This is a genomic window from Rathayibacter sp. AY1C6 (assembly GCF_002931535.1).
Taxonomy (GTDB): domain Bacteria; phylum Actinomycetota; class Actinomycetes; order Actinomycetales; family Microbacteriaceae; genus Rathayibacter.
Map to the genome: position 1 here is coordinate 1 of NZ_PSWC01000016.1, position 16,867 is coordinate 16,867.

Consider the following 16,867-nt stretch of genomic DNA (forward strand, 5'->3'; position numbering starts at 1 on the left):
CGGGGGAGGGGGGTTCTCGGGGGCGGTGCAGGAGGAGCGCTGCGGGACGCTCCTCCCCCGGCCCGTCGCGAGGGGGCGCTCCGGGCCGGGTGGAGAGGGGATCAGCTCGCGAAGGTCCAGGTGAGCGGGAGCGACGCGGACAGGCCCTGGTAGGCGTTGGTGGCCGACGAGTCGAGCGTCACGGCGATGGAGAAGGGGGTGGAAGTGCCGGGGGTGACCGGGGCGGTGTTGAGGGTCTTGACGGCCGAGCCGGCGAGGGTCGCGGCGGTGCCGGTGAAGACGGTGGTCCCGCCGGAGGTGATCACGACGTTGAGCTTGCCGCAGAAGTCGGTGGCGGAGCCGGAGGCGCCGGCCGCGACGTTGTTGCTCTGCGAGCAGGTGGCGCCGGGGGTCAGCGTGAAGGTGTTGGCGTTGACGGTGCCGGTGTTCTTCAGCGTGATCGCGGTGGTGACGGTCTGGCCGGGGACCATCGTGGTCGATCCGCCGAACTTGTTGATGGTCGCGCAGGTCGCGGTGTTGGTGCTGATCGAGCCGCCGTCGGTGCTGAGGCAGGTGATGGGGCTGGCACCGGTCGACTTCTCCTCCATGACGAGCGAGCCGGAGGCGGCGGTGTTGCCGGTGTTGGAGATGCTCGCGACGAAGCCGGACAGGGTGCCGGACATCGAGACGGAGAGGAGAGCGGCGGCGGCGATGCTCGTCGCGATGGCGAGGGGGGCGAAGCGGACGCGCTTGGACTTGGCGGTGTGGGTCGACATGGCAGGACTCCTGATCGGGTGGGGCGGGCTGATGCTGAAGGGGGAGGGTCCGGCTGGTGGTCCGCCGAACTCGATTGACCGCTAAGTTACTTGATGACAAAGATACATTGCAATCGTTCTTTTACCCCCTGTCCGGGTGACAGGCCGGGACCCCCGAGGGCGACCCGTACGATGACCCCAGCCCTACCCCGAGAAGGACGAATGACCACCGAGAGACCGACCCCGCGCGACGTCGACCAGGACGCGCCCGCCGTGCAGCTGCGGCAGTCGCTCCGGCTGCTCGAGAACGCGCAGCGGCACCTCCGCGCGAGCATCGCCGCGGGCGTGGGCGTGGGCATCTCGGAGCTCACCGCGCTCGAGGTGCTCGGCGAGTCGCCCGACCTCACGCCGAAGTGGCTGGGTCTCGAGCTCTCCCTCTCGACGGGCGCCGTGACCGCGCTCCTCGACCGGCTCGCGACCGCCGGCCACGTCGACCGGCTCGCCAACCCGCAGGACCGCCGCAGCGTCCTCCTGCGCCTCACCGCCTCCGGGGAGCAGCTGCTCGCGCAGGTGGACGAGCGCTACGACGAGGTCAGCGCGGAGGTGCTGAAGGCCTCCCCCGGGCTGAACGGCATGGCGGACGACCTGGCGCGTGCCGCCGCGGTCATCACCGCGCACACGATCCGCTGATCCGCGCCAGTCGCTAGGAGTCCAGCGCCCGGGTCAGGGTCCAGACGTTGCGCCCCTCCGAGCGCTCGTGCTCGAACGTAGTCGTCAGTGCCTGGATGAGGGCGAGCCCGCGGCCCGACTCGGCGAAGACGTCCGGCATCTCCCGCGGCCCCGTGCCGATGTCCGGCGGATCGGCCGTGTCGACCAGCTCCGCGTGGATCGCGTCTCCCTCGACGCGCACGACGAGGCGGCAGACGATCGTCGTCGTCGACGTCGCGTGCTGGATGACGTTGTCGACCAGCTCGACCAGCGCCGTCTCGACGGCCATGCGGTCGCGGGCCGGCAGGTCCGGGCGCTCGCCCCAGAGCCCGGCGAGCATCTCGTGGACGACCTCGGTGTCGTCCGGGGGCGTCCGGAACCCGACGCTGCGCTCAGTCACGGTACGCGTCGCCGGCCGTGTCGAAGAGGGTGAGCACCCGGTCCAGATTGGACAGCTGCAGCACCATCACGACCTGCCCGCTGGGAGCCGCGATCCGCAGGTCGCCGCCCGCCTGCCGCGCGGTCTTGAGAGCGCCGACCAGGGCGCCGAGACCGGAGGAGTCCATGAACGTCACCGCGCTGAGCTCGACGACGATGCGGGGGCTGCCCTCGTCGATCGCCCGGCGGACGGCCGAGCGCAGCTCCGGAGCCGAGGCCGCGTTGAGCCGCCCCTCCCCCCGCAGCACGGCGATGTCGGGGGCGATCGTCTCGGTCGTGAACGTCATGCGGGGTCCTTCTCGGCGGAGCGGTCGGCGCCCGTGCGGGTCAGCACGAGGGCGGTGATGTCGTCGGACGCGGAGCCGGAGGCGGCGAGCGCCCTCAGCGCCTGCAGGAACTCGGCGGTGTCGGCGGAGTCGCGGGCGAGGTCGACCGCGCGCGCCAGGGACTGCAGGGTCCCGTCGTAGAGGTCGAGGACGCCGTCGGTGAAGGCCAGGAGCGAGTCGCCGACCGCGAGCTCCACGGTCTGGGTGATCCAGCCGCCGTCCTCCGCGATGCCCAGCGGGAGGCCCAGTGCCGCGAGCCGCTGGAACGAGCCGTCGGCGCGGAGGAGGACGGTGAGCCCGTGGCCCGCGTCGACGAAGTCGATCCGGCCGGACGCGGTGTCGAGGCGCCCGTGGAAGAGGGTCGCGAAGGTCTCCGTGGCCGTGAAGTCGTCGTGCAGCTGGGCGCTCACCGCGCTGACGACCGCGTCGGGGTCGCCGCCCAGGCGCGCCCGGAACGCGGAGCGGATCGAGGCGGCCACGATCGCCGCTGCCGTCCCCTTGCCCATCACGTCCACGAGGGTCAGGTCGACCGTCTCGTCGTCGCCGCGCCAGCTGTAGAAGTCGCCGGTGATCGTCCACCGCGGCAGCGAGAGCCCCGAGAGCTCGTAGCCGGCGGGGTGGTGGAGGGAGGAGGGAGCCATCTGCGTCTGCATGTCGGCGGCGCGGTCGCGCTCCGCCGTGTCGCGCAGCTCCCGCTCGACCCACTCGCCGAACTCCTCGAGCAGCTGCCGCTCGTCCGGGGTGAGGCTCCGGGGCACGAAGTCGATGAGGCAGAGGGTGCCCAGCTGCAGGTCGCCCTCGACCGACAGCGGCCGCCCGGCGTAGAAGCGGACGTGCGGGTACCCCGCGACGTGCTCGTGCCCGGCCCACGCCTCGTCGGCACCGAGGTCCGGCACGACGAAGGTGGTGCGCTTCTCGAGCGTCGCGTCGCAGAAGGTGCCGGCGCGCGGGTAGGCGAGCACGGCGTCCGGACGCTGCGGGGACTTCGTGAACAGCGTGGTGTCGTCGAGGAAGTGGATCTCGGCCACGGGCACGCGGAACAGCTCCTCGGCCATCCGTGTGATCCGGTCGAAGCGCTCCTCCGGAGCCGACCCCATCATCTCGAGCGCCTCGAGCGCCACCAGCCGCGGATCCTGCTCGGCCTCGATCATCCGTGCCCCCTTCCCCCTGCGCGCCGCGCCGGGACTCCCCGGAGCGCACACGCACCTCCGACCGTATCGCCCCGCTTGACGGGTGGGGGACCTTCGGCGCCTCTGTACCCCTCACGGGGTACGGCTGTCGCAGATCGCGCGGTCGGGAGCGTCGGCGGTGGCCGATCCCGGCCGTCCTCGCCTCCGCCTCTTGCCGCCGGACGGAGCGGACCCCTACTCTTCACCCGACGCTCCCCCGGCGACCCGCGAGCACCCGAAGCCCGCAGGCTCGTGGGCGTCGCCTCAGGAGCGCCCGTGCCCACTCAGCCGCGTCCCCTCCGCCGATCGCGCGCGGAGACGAACCGACCCTCTCGATCCGACGCGCCCCGGCGCGGGAGCCCGCTCGCTGCGGCGCTCCTGCTGGTGACCGCCCTGATCCTCCCGCTCGCCGCCGCGCCGACCGCGTCCGCCGTCGACTCGGCGGGCGACGAGTACGACGCGATGCGCCTCGGCCTCGTCGCCGATCTGACGGGCACGATCCCGGGAAGCGGGAGCGTCGGCGGCCTCGCCGCGGCGAAGGGCCGCCTCGTCGCCGAGGCCGAGGGCTACTGGTCGACGCTCGAGACCGACGGCGGCGAGCCCTGGCCCGATCTGGTCACGGGCACCTCGGCGGTGGAGGTGTGGACCGCCTACAAGCGGGTCACCGTCCTCGCGACCGCGCTGAAGACCCCCGGCACCGCCCTCAGCGGCGACCCGGCGCTCCTCCGCGACGTCGTCACGACCGCCGACTGGCTCTCGGCGAACCGCTACAACCGCTCCACCACCGGCACCTCCCGCTGGTGGGAGCAGCAGATCGGCATCCCGCTCGAGCTGAACAGCATCACCGCCCTCCTCTACCCCGACCTCTCGGCGGCGCAGGTGCAGGCCTACCTGTCGGCCTCGACGCGCTTCGCCGACACCGTCACCCGGACCGGCGCCAACCGCGTCTGGACGGCGGCGGTCATCGCCGGGCGGGCAGTGCTTCTGAAGCAGCCGGCGAAGATCGCGGAGGCGGCCGCCGGCATCGACCCGGCGCTGAGGACGGTGGCGTCCGGCGACGGCTTCCACGCCGACGGCTCCTTCGTGCAGCACAGCGTCTTCGCCTACAGCGGCGGGTACGGGCTCTCGATGCTCGACACCCTCGACGACCTGTACTCGCTGCTCGACGGCTCCCGCTGGGAGATCACGAGCCCGGAGGGGCTCGGCGTGTACGACCGGCTCGCCTCCTCCTTCGCCCCCGTCACCTGGTGCGGCGCCGTGATGTCGACGGTCCGCGGCCGCGAGACCGCGCGGGCGGAGTCGGAGGACGGCGACGTCGGCGTCCAGCTGCAGGCGGCGGTGCTGCGCCTCGCCGACAGCGCCCCGCCCGCGGTCCGGACCCGGACGAACGCGCTGGCGAAGAGCTGGCTGGCCTGCAACGCCGGCAGCCCCGTGAGCATCGAGACGGCCGGATCCGTCAGCGACGTCGTGCGCGCGCGGCTCGTCCTCGCCGACACGGGCCTGACCGCGACCCCGATCGGCTCGGGCGTCCGGGCCTTCGCCGGCATGGACCGCTTCACGCGGACCACGGCGACCTCGGGCTTCGCCGTCGGCCTGTCGAGCACACGGATCGCCCGCTACGAGTCGCTCAACGGCGAGAACCGCAGCGGCTGGTACACCGGCGACGGCGCGACCTCGCTCCACCTGGGCAGCGGGCGCCAGTACGACGACGGCTACTGGGCCACGGCGAACCCGTACCGGATGCCCGGCACCACCGAGGACACGATCGTCCGGAGCGCGGGCGAGGGCGCGTCGTCCCGCCCGACGACGACCTTCACCGGGAGCCTCGAGAGCCCGTCGCGGCGGACGGGGATCGCGGCGCTCGACTTCGACGCGGCGTCGGTGAGCCTGGTCGCGAAGAAGGCCTGGTTCACCTTCGACGACGAGATCCTCGCGCTCGGCTCCGGGATCACGGCGACCGACATGTCCGGGACCGGCTGGGACGGGGTGCGCCGGCGCGCGGAGACGGTGATCGACGACCGCCGCGACGTCGCTCCCGACGCGAGGCTCCGCGTCGACGGCGTCCTCCGCGGTGCGGAGGCGACCGCCACGAGCACCGCCCGCTGGGCCTCGATCACCGGCTCCGCGGAGTCGGTGGGCTACGTCTTCCCGACGCCGATCGCCCTGACCGCGCAGGGGCGGACCCGCACCGGAGCCTGGAGCGCCGTGAGCGCCGCCGGTCCGACGGCGCCGGTGACCGGCCACTACTACTCCCTCACGACGAGCCACGGCACGAACCCGACCGGCGCCTCGTACGCGTACACGGTCCTCCCCGGCGCCTCCGAGGCGGCGACCGCCGCGTACGCGGCGGACCCGGACGTGACCGTGCTCAGCAACACACCCCAGCTGAGCGCCGCCCGCGACCGCTCGACCGGCACCGTGAGCGCCGTGTCGTGGAAGGCCGGGACCACGAGCCCCGTCCTCGTCGGAGGCACCCGGGTCGCGAGCATCACCGGCGCCGGACTGGTCTCGATCCGGGAGGACGCGGACACGGTGACCGTCTCGACCGTCGACCCGACGCAGGTCTCGACGAGCGCGCTCACCGTGACGCTCGCGCGGCCGACCGCGGGCACGGTGTCCTCGAGCGCCGCCTTGAGCGTGACGAGCAGGACGAGCACCGCGACGACGATCACGTTCCGGCCGAACGGGCTGAAGGGAGCGACGGCGTCCATCGTGCTCGCGAAGAGGGCCGCCACTCCGGTGCCGACGGCCGCGCCCACGCCGACCGCGACGGCAGCGCCGACCTCGACCTCCACGCCGACCGCCACCGCGACTCCGCTCGCCGCCGTCGGGGCCGGCACCCACCAGAACGGCTCGCCGGCCGTCGCCGTCACGGGCACCTGGTTCACCACCTCCTCCTCCGCGGACAGCGGCGGCGGTGTCTCCTTCTCGTCGACAGGGGGCGCCTCCGCCACCCTCCGCTTCACCGGCACCGGAGTCTCGTGGGTGAGCCGCCGGTCCAGCACGTCCGGGATCGACGAGGTCCGCCTCGACGGCGTCCTCGTGGCCTCGGTCGACCGCTACAGCGCCACCACCCGCTCCGCCCAGACCGTCTGGACCAGCGGGACCCTGCCCGCCGGCACCCACACCGTCACGATCACCCGCGGCAGTACACGGAATCCGGCGGCGACCGGGGGCAACCTGATCCACGACGCCTTCGTCGTGAGGGGCTGACCGCGCGGCTATCACCGGCCGCGGTGCCTGGCCAGGCCCTCGCCCGGTGGCGGGCGGGCCCGTAGCGTCGCCCGGACCGATCGACCCGCCGGGGTCACGACGAGAGGACGCGCCATGAGCAGCACGAGCGACATGATCCGGAGCCACCCCGAGGAGCTGCGAGGCGTCGATCCGGAGGTCCTGGCCGAGTGCATCGACGCGTGCGGCGCCTGCGCGCTCACCTGCACCGCCTGCGCCGACGCGTGCCTCGGCGAGGAGTCGGTCGCCGAGCTGGTTCACTGCATCCGCACCGACCTCGCCTGCGCCGACGTGTGCGCCGCGACCGGCGCCGTGCTCTCGCGCCGCGGCGTCGTCGGATCCGCGGCCGTCCGCGCCCTCGTCGAGGCCTGCCTCCTGGCCTGCCGCGCCTGCGCCGACGACTGCGAGCAGCACGCCGGGATGCACGAGCACTGCCGGATCTGCGCCGAGGCCTGCCGCCGCTGCGAGCAGGCGTGCGAGAGGCTGCTCGCGCAGCTCTGAGCGCGGGCGCCACCGCGGGACACCACCCCCACCGGACTCGACGGGCGGCTGTCAACCGTCCTGCCCTGAGCGTCCGGCGCTCCGCGGAGGTCATCGCCCACATCGAGCTCGAGACGCGCCGCATGCAGCCGGCCCGTCCCTCGGGGAGCGAGGAGATGACGGACATCCCTCCGCTGGACTTCCTCGAGTACACGGACATCGCCGACCTCGAGGACGCCCGGCGCGACCCGATGGACTAGGCCGCCGCCGGCTCCTCGGTGGAGCGGGAGTCGCTGAGGGACAGCGAGCCGATCGTCGCGATCACGCCGACGAGGACCGCCACGACCAGGAAAGCGACCCGCTCACCCGCGAAGAAGCTCCGGACGAGGTCCGCGCTCCACGCGCCCGCCGGGAGGGTGGTCGCCACCAGTGCGGCGATCAGCGTGCCGACGACGGCCGTGCCGATGCTGGTGCCGATCTCCTGGGCCGTGTCGTTGAGCGCCGCACCGATCGAGGTGCGGTTCGCGGGCATCGCCTCGACGAGGGCGACGGCGCAGATGGTCATGATCGTCCGCAGGCCCACCGTCATCACGACCATCATCACGGCGATCGCGAGGTAGCCCCGGTCCACCGCCCAGGACATCCCGAGCAGCGCGCCGACCAGGAGCCCGGTGCCGATCAGGCAGGCCGCGCGGTGCCCCAGCTTCGCGGCGAGGCGCTCGGTGACCGGAGTGGCGGCGAGCATCGTGACGATGACGGGCAGGTTCGCGAGGCCGGCGCGCACCGGGCTCCAGCCGTAGGCGTACTGGAAGTGCAGGATCAGGCCGAACAGGACGCTCGCGAAGGCGACCGAGGCGCCGAGCTGCGTGAGCGCCGCTCCCCGCGCGGGGCCGGCGCGGAAGATTGCGAGGTCGATCATGGGCGAGACGGCGCGGCGCTCGCGGACGACGAATCCCGCGACGGCGGCGACGGTGCCCGCGGCGCAGGCGATCGTGAGGAGCGACAGCCAGCCGTTCTCGACTCCGCTGGTGAGTGTGTAGCAGCCGAGCCCCACCGCGGCGACGGTGAGGGCGGTCCCCGGCAGGTCGAGCCGACCGGAGGTGAGGTCGGCGCGCTGGTCCGCGGGGACTCCGAGGCGCACGCCGATCCAGACCAGCAGCGCGATCGGGGCGTTGACGACGAGCAGCCACTGCCAGCTGACGGTGCTGAGGATCGAGCCGCCGAGGAGGGGGCCGAGGACCATGCCGGACATCCCGACGATCATCACGATCGCGATCGACCGCATGCGGAGCCTCTCGTCGTCGAAGAGCCGGAACACCAGCGACATCGTGACGGGCGCCATGGCGGCCGCGGCGCAGCCGAGCGCCGCGCGGAGGGCGATCAGCTGGCCGATGTCGGTGACGAGGACGACGGCGAGGCTGATCAGCCCGAACGCGGCGAGGCCGGTGAGGAGCACGCGGCGGCGGCCGAACCGGTCGGCGGCGGACCCGGCTGTCAGCAGCAGCCCGCCGAAGGTCAGGGAGTAGGCACCGGTCACCCACTGCAGTCCGGCGGTCGACCCGTCGAGTGAGCGTCCGATCGTCGGGAGGGCGATCGAGAGCAGCGTGTTGTCGACCATCTCGACGAAGAACGCGAGGCAGAGAGCGGCGAGCGGGAGTGCCGCGGAGCGGAGGGAGGTGTGAGCGCGGGACTCGGCGGAGGTGGTCGTCGGAGCGGACATCGAGGCGCCTTCCTATCGAACGCCGTTCGACTATCGTACGGCGTTCGATAGTATGGAACGCCGTTCGGTAAGATGCAAGCCATGCCTGCAGATCGCCCGACGGAGACCGCTGCCGCGCCCTCCCCCGCCCGGGGCCGCCGCCGAGCGTCGCACTCGCTCGACACCGTGCTGGCCGAGGCGATCGCGATCCTCGACGAGTCCGGGGAGTCGGCCCTCACGTTCCGCGCGCTCGCGGCCCGACTCGGCGGCGGTGTGGCGAGCATCTACTGGTACGTCGGCAGCCGCGACGAGCTGCTGGAGCGGGCGACCGACGAGGTCATGGGTCGGGTCCTCGCAGACAGCGAGCCGCTCACCCACGGGCCGGACCCGATCGACAACGTCCGCGCCGTCGCACTGGCCCTCTTCGACGAGTGCGTCCGCCGACCCTGGTTCGGCCTCTACATGCTCCGCACGACCGGGGTGCAGCCCAACTCGATGGCGATGTACGAGCGCCTCGGGCAGCAGCTCATGGCTCTCGACCTGACGCCCCGGCAGCGGTTCCACGCCGTGTCGTCCATCGTCAGCTACGTCGTCGGAGTCGCGGCCGACCTGGCGCAGCCGCCGCCCCGCGAGTTCCTCGAGAGCGGGATGGAGAGGGGCGAGTTCCTCGAGCACCTGGCCGACCGCTGGCGCGCCCTCGATCCGGAGGAGTTCCCCTTCGGCCACCACGCGGCCGACGTCATGGCGACGCACGACGACCTCGACGTGTTCCGCTCCGGCCTCGACCTGCTGCTGGCCGGGCTCCGGCTGCAGGCGGGGCGGGGCTGAGGCCGGGTCAGCTCCCCGAGGTCCGCCGGATCGCCACCACGGTCACGTCGTCCGCCAGCAGCCCCTCGGCCGCCAGGCCGGTGACGCCGGCGACCGCGGCGGCGGCGGTCGCCGGGGCGGCGACGGCCGCGTCGGCCACCCGGTCGAGGGCGGCGAGGGAGCCGTCGAAGAGGTCCAGCACGCCGTCGCTGCAGATCAGCAGCAGGTCGCCGGGGTGGAGCCGGAGGCCGGTCGGCTCCCACTCCTGCGTGCCGAGGAGGCCGAGCGGCAGATGGGCGGAGGGGATGCGCTCGCGCGAGCCGTCGGCGCGGCAGACGATCCCGAGTCCGTGCCCGGCGTCGACGAGCACGATGTCGCCGGTCGAGGCGCTGAGCCGCAGGTGGAGGAGCGTGACGAACGCGTCGTTCGCCGACAGGTCCGGCTCGACGACCCGGTCGATGAGCGCCATCGTCGCCGCGGGGCCGAGAGCGGGAGGAGTGACGCGCAGGGCGGCGCGGACCGTGGCGGCGATCATCGCGGCGCCGACCCCCTTGCCCATGACGTCGGCGACGGTGACGGCGAGCCCGTCGGGCGTGCAGCGCCAGTCGAAGAAGTCGCCGCTCACCGTCCCGCTGGGCACGCAGGCGCCGGCGACGTCGTAGCCCGGGAGGTCCGGGACCGAGCGGGGCTCGAGCCGCCGCTGCACCCTCTCGCCGTCGGCGAGCTCCTGCCGCGAGCGGGCGGCGCCGGCGGTGAGCATCTGCGCGACCTGCTCGCCGCTGAGCGACGCCATGCTGAACGACACCACGACCAGCAGCACCAGCGTGATCAGCGTGGTGGTCGGGGTCCCGAACCAGGTCGCGAACAGCTCGCTGCGCAGCCCCGCGGCCAGGAACACGGCGAACCGGAGCGCGTAGTAGAGGGAGAGGGCGCCGGAGCTGAGCAGCAGCGGCCAGCGCGTGCGCGAGCGTCCGGCGCCGAGCAGCGCGATCTCGCGGGTCGACAGGCCGATGAGGAGCGCCATCGAGGCGAGGTAGAGCGGCCCTCCCGACCAGTCGTTGACGGCGGGAGAGTCGAGGCTGGACACGCCCGTCACCACCACGGTCGGAGCGACCACCAGCCACCACGGCGTCGGCCGGCCGCGGAGGGAGCGGCTCGCCGCCCAGACCGCGGCGGCGCCGGCCACGATGAGCCCGTTCCCGAGCGGATTCGCCCACACCTGGTCGGCCGTGCCGTCGCGGAGGTAGGCGAGCGAGCCGCCCATGAACAGCGCGAGCGCCGTGCACCACCAGAAGCTGAAGGACGAGCGCGTCGACCGGTAGGTGACCAGCGCGAACAGCAGGAAGAGGGTGAGGGCGGTGACCCCGAAGGCGACGCGGAGGGTCGTGGCATCGAGCAAGGCGGGTCCGTGGCCCTTCCAGGAGACCGAGCGGCGGAGCGGCGGACGGGCGCCGCGATCAAGGGGATCCTGGCACGGCGCACGGGCCGTACGCGGCGCGCCGTGGAGGCCGGCCCCGGGGATCCGCGGCAGTGCGGCCCGTCCGCCCACCCGACGGGGGGAGCAGGAGGGGAGCCCGCACGTTCGAGGAGAGGCCACCGCCCTCGCGCTCGATACAGCATCGCGTGTACCGTCGCTCCCGTGCCCGCCTCCGCGACCCTCACCCACTCCGCCGCTCTCGCGCGCCTCGGATCCGCCCTGGCGGACGAGACCCGGTCCCGGATCCTGCTCGCGCTGCGCGAGGCTCCGGCCGTCCCCTCCGACCTCGCGGACGCGCTCGGGGTCTCGCGGCAGGTGATGTCGAATCAGCTCGCGTGCCTCCGCGGATGCGGGCTGGTGGAGGCCGTGAAGGACGGCCGGTACACCTGGTACCGGCTGGCCGAGACCCGGATCGCCGGGGCGCTCGACCACCTGCTCCGCCTGGCCCTGGTCGTCGATCCGGACTGCTGCTCCGGCGACGACTGCCGCTGCGCATGAGCGCCCTGCGCGCTCCGCTCCTCCCCGCCCGCCGCCGCGTGCTGCAGAGGCGGATCCGCTGGATCGTCGGCGCGACCATCGCCTACAACGTGGTGGAGGCGATCGTGGCACTCGCCGCCGGGACGGTCGCGTCGTCCACCGCACTCGTCGCCTTCGGCCTCGACTCCGTGGTGGAGGTGCTCTCCGCCGCGGCCGTCGCCTGGCAGTTCTCGGGCCGCGATCCGGAGGCGCGCGAGCGCACCGCGCTGCGGGTGATCGCCGTCTCGTTCCTCGGCCTGGCCGCGTTCGTCGCCGTCGACTCGGTCCGGGCGCTGCTCGGATTCTCGGAGGCCCAGCACTCCCCCGTCGGCATCGTGCTGGCCGCCGTCAGCCTGCTGGTGATGCCCGCGTTCTCCCTGCTCGAGCGCCGGACCGGCCGCGAGCTCGGCTCGGCCTCGGCGGTCGCGGACTCGAAGCAGACGCTCCTCTGCTCGTACCTCTCCGCCGCCGTCCTGGTGGGCCTGCTGCTGAACAGCACGCTGGGATGGACGTGGGCCGACCCCGTCGCCGGCCTCGTGATCGCCGCGGTCGCCGTCCGCGAGGGCCTGGAGGCCTGGCGCGGCGAGTCCTGCACGACGCCGATCTCCGCGCTGACGAGCGAGGACTCCAAGGCCTGCGGCTGCTGCTGACGGGGGCGGGACGGCGCGGCGCACATCGGCGGTGGACGACCTCCGTCAGGACTTCGTCGCGAGGCCGGCGGCCGATCGGACCCGCTCCGGAGCTACCGACGGCCGGCCCGCGCCTCGACGACGTGCCGGCACCCGACCCCGCCGCGCTCCAGCTCCTCGCGCTCGCGGCGGAGCCCGACGCGGACTCGCCGCGCCTCTGCCAGCGGCAGCACCGCCTCCGGATCGACGGTCGCCAGCAGGAGCGCCGCCCGCGACCTCGCCGCCACCCGCACGTCCAGGCACGGCGTCTCCTCGGCGAGCCCGAGCAGCGCGGCCACCAGCAGCTCCAGCTCGACCGCGGTCGCGTGGAGCACCAGCACCCGCGAGGCCGGGCTCGACGGGCGGCGGACCAGGAGCGTCGCTCCGGTCATCGTCGCCGCCCTCCCCTGCCCGGGACCGGTCCGGGACGTCCGCCCCGCCTCGGCCCTCGGCGACCGCCCGCGCGACGTCGGCGTGCACGCATGGGGTTCCTTCTCTCGTCCTGCTGCGGCGCGAACTGCACCGCACCTCCATCACACGACGTGGGCACCCGGGCCGGGGAGAGGGTTGCCACGCGCGCGTCGGCGGGTCAGGAGGCGCCGGGGATGAGAGGGTTGCGCGATGTCCACTGCGAGCGTGCCGTCGCCGCGCGCCGGAGTCCGGACCCGGCGCTTCCGGCGCCTCGCCCGCACGGGCTTCGCCGTCAACGGACTGATCCACCTCCTGATCGGCGGCCTCGCCCTGCGCGTCGCGGTCAGCGACGAGACCTCGCGGGAGGCGGACGCGTCCGGAGCGATCGGGCGCATGGCCGACTCCCCCGTCGGGCTCGTGGTGGTCTGGGCCGCGCTGATCGGGCTGGTCGCGCTCGGCCTCTGGCAGCTCTCCCTCGGCGGGCGCTCCTCCGCGCCGGGGCTCCCCGCCCGCCTGGGCCGCCGGATCGTCGAGTCGGGCAAGGGCATCGCCTCCCTCACGCTCGCGGGCACCACGCTCGTCTTCGCCCTCGGCGGCTCGACGAGCTCCTCGGCCACGATCCGCCGCATCAACACCGAGCTGCTGACGAGCACGGTCGGCGTCGTGATCCTCGTGATCGTCGGCGGGATCGTGCTGGGCAGCGGGATCGGCTTCGTCGCGATCGGGATCCGGCGCGGCTTCCGCAAGCTCGTCCGCATCCCCGAGGGCCCGACGGGGACCGCCGTGCTGATCCTCGGCGCGACCGGCTACATCACGAAGGGGCTCGCGCTGGGCCTGGCCGGCGGGATCTTCGTGGTCGCGGCGCTGACCGGCGACGCCCGCCAGGCGACCGGGCTCGACGGGGCCATCCGCTTCCTCGACGTCCCTCCGTACGGCACGATCGCCCTGACCCTCGTCAGCGCGGGACTGGTCATGTACGGGCTGTTCCTCGTCGCCCGGGCGAAGCTCGCGAAGCTCTGAGCCGACGCGGCAGTCGTTCACAGTCGCCACCCATATCGCTGAGTATCGTTCGGAGAAACAGGAGGTCATCATGAACGGATCGTCATCGACCGGCGCGTTCGGCACCGGCACGCCCATCGAGAGCATCTGGCGCGCGATGGAGCAGGCCCGCTCCCGCATGGAGAAGCGCGTCGGCTCCCGGGTCGGCCGCGGGGACGTGCGCACCGCGGTGCTCGCGCTCCTCGCCGAGCAGCCCATGCACGGCTACCAGATCATCCGCGAGATCGAGGAGCGCAGCGGAGGCGACTGGAAGCCGAGCCCCGGCTCCGTCTACCCGACCCTCCAGCTCCTCGCGGACGAGGGCCTCATCACGGCCGACGAGCAGAACGGCCGCAAGACCTACACGCTGACCGACGCCGGCCGCGCGACGGTCGCCGAGCACGGCACCTCGACCCCGTGGAACGACTCCGACCACGTCGACTTCGGCGCCCTGCCCAAGGCGGGCCTCGAGCTCGCCCAGGCCGCGGCCCAGGTCGGACGCTCGGGCACCCCCGAGCAGATCCGCAAGGCCGTCGCCGAACTCGAGGACGTGCGCCGCCGCCTGTACGCGATCCTCGCGCAGGACTGACCCGGGTGGCCTCGGTCAGCCCGGGTCCTGCCGCCCCGGGCCACCGAGAGCGGGAGGACCGGCGGCGCTACCGCCGGATCCTCCGCTTCGCCGCGTGGCATCTCGCGGTCACCTGGTTCTTCGACCTGCTCCTGCCGCGGGTGGGGCTCACGCGCGTCGCGCTCCGCACCCGGCCCGGCCGGATGCGCCGCTTCGCCCGCAGCTTCCACGTGCTCGCGGTCGACCTCGGCGGCCTGATGATCAAGGTCGGCCAGTTCATGTCGTCGCGCCTGGACGTGCTGCCGCCCGAGATCACGCGCGAGCTGGAGGGGCTGCAGGACGAGGTCCCGCCCGTCCCGTTCCCGCGGATCCGGGCGCTGGCCGAGTCCGAGCTCGGGCTTCCGCTCGAGCGCGCGTACGCCGGAGTCGACGAGTCGCCCGTCGCCGCCGCCTCTCTCGGGCAGGCTCACCGCGCCCGGCTCTCCCCCGTCGACGCCGAGGACACCGGCTACTCCGCCGCCATCATGAAGGTGCAGCGGCCGGGGATCGACCAGATCGTCGAGGTCGACCTCGCGGCTCTGCGCCGCGTCGGCGGCTGGCTCAGCCACGTGCGCCTGGTCTCGGACCGCGTCGACGCCCCGGCGCTCGTCGAGGAGTTCGCGGTCACCAGCCTCGAGGAGATCGACTACCTGCAGGAGGCGGCCAACTCCGTCCGCTTCGCCGCCGACTTCGCGGGCGACGCCCGGGTGGCCGTCCCGGACGTGGTCTGGGAGCGCTCGACCCGCAAGGTCCTCACGCTCGAGGACGTCACCGCGATCAAGATCACCGACCACGCCGCGCTGCTGGCCGCCGGGATCGACCCGCGGGAGGTCGCTCCGGTCTTCGCGGCCGTGATGTTCGACCAGCTCTTCACCAACGGCTACTTCCACGCGGATCCTCACCCCGGCAACGTCTTCGTCACGCCGACCCCCGGGGGCGAGCTGCCCTGGCGCCTCACCTTCATCGACTTCGGGATGATGGGCGAGGTGCCGCCGAGCACCCGCGCGGGCCTGCGCCGGATGCTGATCGCCGCCGCCTCCCGCGACGGCAAGGGGCTCGTCGACGCGGCCCGAGCGGTCGGCGTCCTCCTCCCCTCGGCCGACTCCCGCGAGCTGGAGCGGGCGCTCACGCAGCTCTTCGCCCGCTTCGGCGGCATGGGCTTCGCCGAGCTGCGGGAGGTGGACCCGCGCGAGTTCCGCGACTTCGCCCTGCAGTTCGGCGACGTGGTGCGCGCGCTGCCGTTCCAGCTCCCCGAGAACTTCCTGCTCGTCATCCGCGCGATGTCGCTGACCTCGGGCGTCTGCAGCGCGCTCGACCCGGCCTTCAACCTGTGGGACTCGGTCGAGCCCTACGCGCAGCAGCTGATCCGCGAGGAGCGCGGCTCCGTCGTGCAGGACGTCGGCAAGCAGGCCGTCGACACGCTCGGCCTGATCTGGCGCCTGCCGCGCCGGCTCGACGAGCTCGTCACGACCCTCGACGACGGCGAGCTCGCGGTCACCGTCCCCACCATCGAGCGCCGGCTGAACCGGCTCGAGGGCACCGTCCGCCGCGTGATCTCGGCCGTGCTGTTCGCGGGCCTGCTGATCGCGGGCGCCGTCGTGCGCCCGGACGACAGCGGCTTCGGGACCGTGCTGATGATCGCGTCGGCGCTGCCGCTGCTGCACGCCCTGCTGGCCCGCGGTCCGCGCGGCTGAGAGCCGCCGTCAGGCCGCGGCGGCCGCGTCGCATCCGTCACCTCCTCCGCCCACCTCACCGGCGGCGCGGTCGACATCGGCTACACGGACGCGGACAGCTGGCTCGCGCAGCACGGCACCGACTACGGGCTCTGCCAGATCTACGCGAACGAGATCTGGCACTTCGAGCTCGCCACCGAGCCGGGCGGCGACTGCCCGGAGCAGCTGCCCGACGCGAGCGCGACCTGAGCGGCTCTCCCGTGCTCCCGGGATCCGATGCGTCGCGAAAGGTCGTCATCGGAGGCGAAGGGGAGCCGTTCGCGACGCATCGATCGCGCAGGCGGCCGGGCGGCGGGGCTCGGCGGCCGGGCTCAGCGGCTGGTGAGCAGCTCGACGAACTCGTCCGCCATCGCGAGCTGGGCGCTCAGCGCCTCGCGGCGCTCGCGGGCCTGCGCGACGAAGGCGTCGAGCTGCGCGCGGACCTCGGCCGGCGCGTCGTCGCCCTCGGCCTCGAGCGTGTCGATCACGCGGAGCAGCGCGGCCATCTCCTCCAGCGAGAAGCCGAGCGGCTTCATGCGGCGGATGAGGATCAGGCGGTCGTAGTCGGTGGACGTGTAGAGGCGGAAGCCGCCCTCTGTGCGGCCGGACGCCTTCACGAGGCCGATCTCGTCGTAGTGGCGCAGGGTCCGGAGCGAGAGGCCGGTCCGCTCGGCGAGCTCGCCGATGTGCATGGTGCCGATCCTGCTCACCCCTTCAGATCTACCCTTACGTGAGGGTAGGGTTGCCCGTGCTGCTGACACGCCTCTGCAAGCTTGGCATCCCCGCCCGCTTCCGCCGACCCGATGCCGCAGCCCTCCGCGCTCCTCGTCGAGCACCCCTCCCACT

At 73.5% G+C, this 16,867-nt stretch carries 17 protein-coding genes; 9 read left to right on the top strand and 8 right to left on the bottom strand.

Annotation, left to right across the window (positions count from 1 at the left end; all coding sequences use genetic code 11):
- Positions 1-101 precede the first annotated feature (101 nt).
- Complete coding sequence (locus tag C5D36_RS10720; RefSeq protein WP_104224276.1) at positions 102-755, bottom strand: hypothetical protein; 654 nt, start codon at positions 753-755, stop codon at positions 102-104.
- Between the two features lie 201 nt (positions 756-956).
- Here C5D36_RS10720 and C5D36_RS10725 point away from each other — a divergent pair, with 201 nt between their 5' ends.
- On the top strand, positions 957-1,424 hold the full coding sequence (locus C5D36_RS10725; RefSeq protein ID WP_104224277.1) for a MarR family transcriptional regulator: 468 nt from the start codon (positions 957-959) through the stop codon (positions 1,422-1,424).
- Between the two features lie 13 nt (positions 1,425-1,437).
- Here the strand turns inward: C5D36_RS10725 and C5D36_RS10730 are convergent, their stop codons facing one another.
- Genes C5D36_RS10730 through C5D36_RS10740 form a run of 3 tightly spaced genes read right to left on the bottom strand, consistent with a single transcriptional unit; the run spans position 1,438 to position 3,357 of the window.
- Entirely contained in the window at positions 1,438-1,842 is a 405-nt protein-coding gene (locus C5D36_RS10730) for an ATP-binding protein (RefSeq protein WP_104227126.1), read from the bottom strand.
- Positions 1,835-2,167 (bottom strand): STAS domain-containing protein, encoded by a 333-nt coding sequence (locus C5D36_RS10735; RefSeq protein WP_104267899.1) that lies wholly within the window; start codon positions 2,165-2,167, stop codon positions 1,835-1,837. Before C5D36_RS10735 ends, C5D36_RS10730 begins: the two co-directional genes overlap by 8 nt.
- On the bottom strand, positions 2,164-3,357 hold the full coding sequence (locus tag C5D36_RS10740; protein ID WP_104224280.1) for a PP2C family protein-serine/threonine phosphatase: 1,194 nt from the start codon (positions 3,355-3,357) through the stop codon (positions 2,164-2,166). Before C5D36_RS10740 ends, C5D36_RS10735 begins: the two co-directional genes overlap by 4 nt.
- Positions 3,358-3,759: 402 nt before the next feature.
- On the opposite strand from C5D36_RS10740, the gene C5D36_RS10745 reads away from it, so the two are divergent.
- Positions 3,760-6,588, top strand: coding sequence for a polysaccharide lyase 8 family protein (locus tag C5D36_RS10745; RefSeq protein ID WP_104295806.1), 2,829 nt, complete (start codon positions 3,760-3,762; stop codon positions 6,586-6,588).
- Between the two features lie 114 nt (positions 6,589-6,702).
- Complete coding sequence (locus tag C5D36_RS10750; protein ID WP_104255963.1) at positions 6,703-7,107, top strand: four-helix bundle copper-binding protein; 405 nt, start codon at positions 6,703-6,705, stop codon at positions 7,105-7,107.
- Between the two features lie 235 nt (positions 7,108-7,342).
- On the opposite strand, the gene C5D36_RS10755 is transcribed toward C5D36_RS10750, so the two are convergent.
- The gene (locus tag C5D36_RS10755; protein WP_104295807.1) at positions 7,343-8,806 is read right to left on the bottom strand and encodes an MFS transporter; all 1,464 of its coding nucleotides are present in this window, start codon (positions 8,804-8,806) and stop codon (positions 7,343-7,345) included.
- Between the two features lie 81 nt (positions 8,807-8,887).
- Here C5D36_RS10755 and C5D36_RS10760 point away from each other — a divergent pair, with 81 nt between their 5' ends.
- On the top strand, positions 8,888-9,613 hold the full coding sequence (locus tag C5D36_RS10760) for a TetR/AcrR family transcriptional regulator (protein WP_219812210.1): 726 nt from the start codon (positions 8,888-8,890) through the stop codon (positions 9,611-9,613).
- A gap of 7 nt (positions 9,614-9,620) precedes the next feature.
- Here C5D36_RS10760 and C5D36_RS10765 read toward each other — a convergent pair whose 3' ends face one another.
- Positions 9,621-10,991, bottom strand: a complete 1,371-nt coding sequence (locus tag C5D36_RS10765; protein ID WP_104295808.1) for a PP2C family protein-serine/threonine phosphatase — start codon at positions 10,989-10,991, stop codon at positions 9,621-9,623.
- Positions 10,992-11,231: 240 nt separating this feature from the next.
- On the opposite strand from C5D36_RS10765, the gene C5D36_RS10770 reads away from it, so the two are divergent.
- Complete coding sequence (locus C5D36_RS10770) at positions 11,232-11,567, top strand: helix-turn-helix transcriptional regulator (RefSeq protein ID WP_104224288.1); 336 nt, start codon at positions 11,232-11,234, stop codon at positions 11,565-11,567.
- Complete coding sequence (locus C5D36_RS10775) at positions 11,564-12,235, top strand: cation diffusion facilitator family transporter (protein WP_104295809.1); 672 nt, start codon at positions 11,564-11,566, stop codon at positions 12,233-12,235. The genes C5D36_RS10770 and C5D36_RS10775 overlap by 4 nt, the downstream gene beginning before the upstream one ends.
- 92 nt (positions 12,236-12,327) lie before the next feature.
- Here C5D36_RS10775 and C5D36_RS10780 read toward each other — a convergent pair whose 3' ends face one another.
- Positions 12,328-12,645 carry a hypothetical protein gene (locus tag C5D36_RS10780; RefSeq protein WP_104261209.1) on the bottom strand — a complete coding sequence of 106 codons (318 nt, stop codon included), beginning with the start codon at positions 12,643-12,645 and terminating at the stop codon, positions 12,328-12,330.
- A gap of 229 nt (positions 12,646-12,874) precedes the next feature.
- On the opposite strand from C5D36_RS10780, the gene C5D36_RS10785 reads away from it, so the two are divergent.
- The 3 genes from C5D36_RS10785 to C5D36_RS10795 all read left to right on the top strand — a co-directional run bounded on the left by C5D36_RS10785 (position 12,875) and on the right by C5D36_RS10795 (position 16,003).
- Positions 12,875-13,684, top strand: coding sequence for a DUF1206 domain-containing protein (locus tag C5D36_RS10785; protein ID WP_104234039.1), 810 nt, complete (start codon positions 12,875-12,877; stop codon positions 13,682-13,684).
- Between the two features lie 70 nt (positions 13,685-13,754).
- Positions 13,755-14,291, top strand: a complete 537-nt coding sequence (locus tag C5D36_RS10790; RefSeq protein ID WP_104224292.1) for a PadR family transcriptional regulator — start codon at positions 13,755-13,757, stop codon at positions 14,289-14,291.
- A gap of 5 nt (positions 14,292-14,296) precedes the next feature.
- Positions 14,297-16,003: an AarF/ABC1/UbiB kinase family protein gene (locus tag C5D36_RS10795; RefSeq protein WP_104295810.1), complete on the top strand. Its 1,707-nt coding sequence runs from the start codon at positions 14,297-14,299 to the stop codon at positions 16,001-16,003.
- Positions 16,004-16,353: 350 nt separating this feature from the next.
- Here C5D36_RS10795 and C5D36_RS10805 read toward each other — a convergent pair whose 3' ends face one another.
- Entirely contained in the window at positions 16,354-16,713 is a 360-nt protein-coding gene (locus C5D36_RS10805) for a MerR family DNA-binding transcriptional regulator (protein ID WP_104227142.1), read from the bottom strand.
- Positions 16,714-16,867 lie beyond the last annotated feature (154 nt).

Excerpts from the sequence above, each read along its gene's own strand:
- C5D36_RS10750 (WP_104255963.1), top strand. The coding sequence starts at position 6,703 with ATGAGCAGCACGAGCGACATGATCCGGAGCCACCCCGAGGAGCTGCGA.
- C5D36_RS10720 (WP_104224276.1), bottom strand. The coding sequence starts at position 755 with ATGTCGACCCACACCGCCAAGTCCAAGCGCGTCCGCTTCGCCCCCCTC.
- C5D36_RS10785 (WP_104234039.1), top strand. The coding sequence starts at position 12,875 with ATGTCCACTGCGAGCGTGCCGTCGCCGCGCGCCGGAGTCCGGACCCGG.
- C5D36_RS10725 (WP_104224277.1), top strand. The coding sequence starts at position 957 with ATGACCACCGAGAGACCGACCCCGCGCGACGTCGACCAGGACGCGCCC.
- C5D36_RS10735 (WP_104267899.1), bottom strand. The coding sequence starts at position 2,167 with ATGACGTTCACGACCGAGACGATCGCCCCCGACATCGCCGTGCTGCGG.
- C5D36_RS10790 (WP_104224292.1), top strand. The coding sequence starts at position 13,755 with ATGAACGGATCGTCATCGACCGGCGCGTTCGGCACCGGCACGCCCATC.
- C5D36_RS10740 (WP_104224280.1), bottom strand. The coding sequence starts at position 3,357 with ATGATCGAGGCCGAGCAGGATCCGCGGCTGGTGGCGCTCGAGGCGCTC.
- C5D36_RS10760 (WP_219812210.1), top strand. The coding sequence starts at position 8,888 with ATGCCTGCAGATCGCCCGACGGAGACCGCTGCCGCGCCCTCCCCCGCC.
- C5D36_RS10775 (WP_104295809.1), top strand. The coding sequence starts at position 11,564 with ATGAGCGCCCTGCGCGCTCCGCTCCTCCCCGCCCGCCGCCGCGTGCTG.
- C5D36_RS10805 (WP_104227142.1), bottom strand. The coding sequence starts at position 16,713 with ATGCACATCGGCGAGCTCGCCGAGCGGACCGGCCTCTCGCTCCGGACC.
- C5D36_RS10780 (WP_104261209.1), bottom strand. The coding sequence starts at position 12,645 with ATGACCGGAGCGACGCTCCTGGTCCGCCGCCCGTCGAGCCCGGCCTCG.
- C5D36_RS10755 (WP_104295807.1), bottom strand. The coding sequence starts at position 8,806 with ATGTCCGCTCCGACGACCACCTCCGCCGAGTCCCGCGCTCACACCTCC.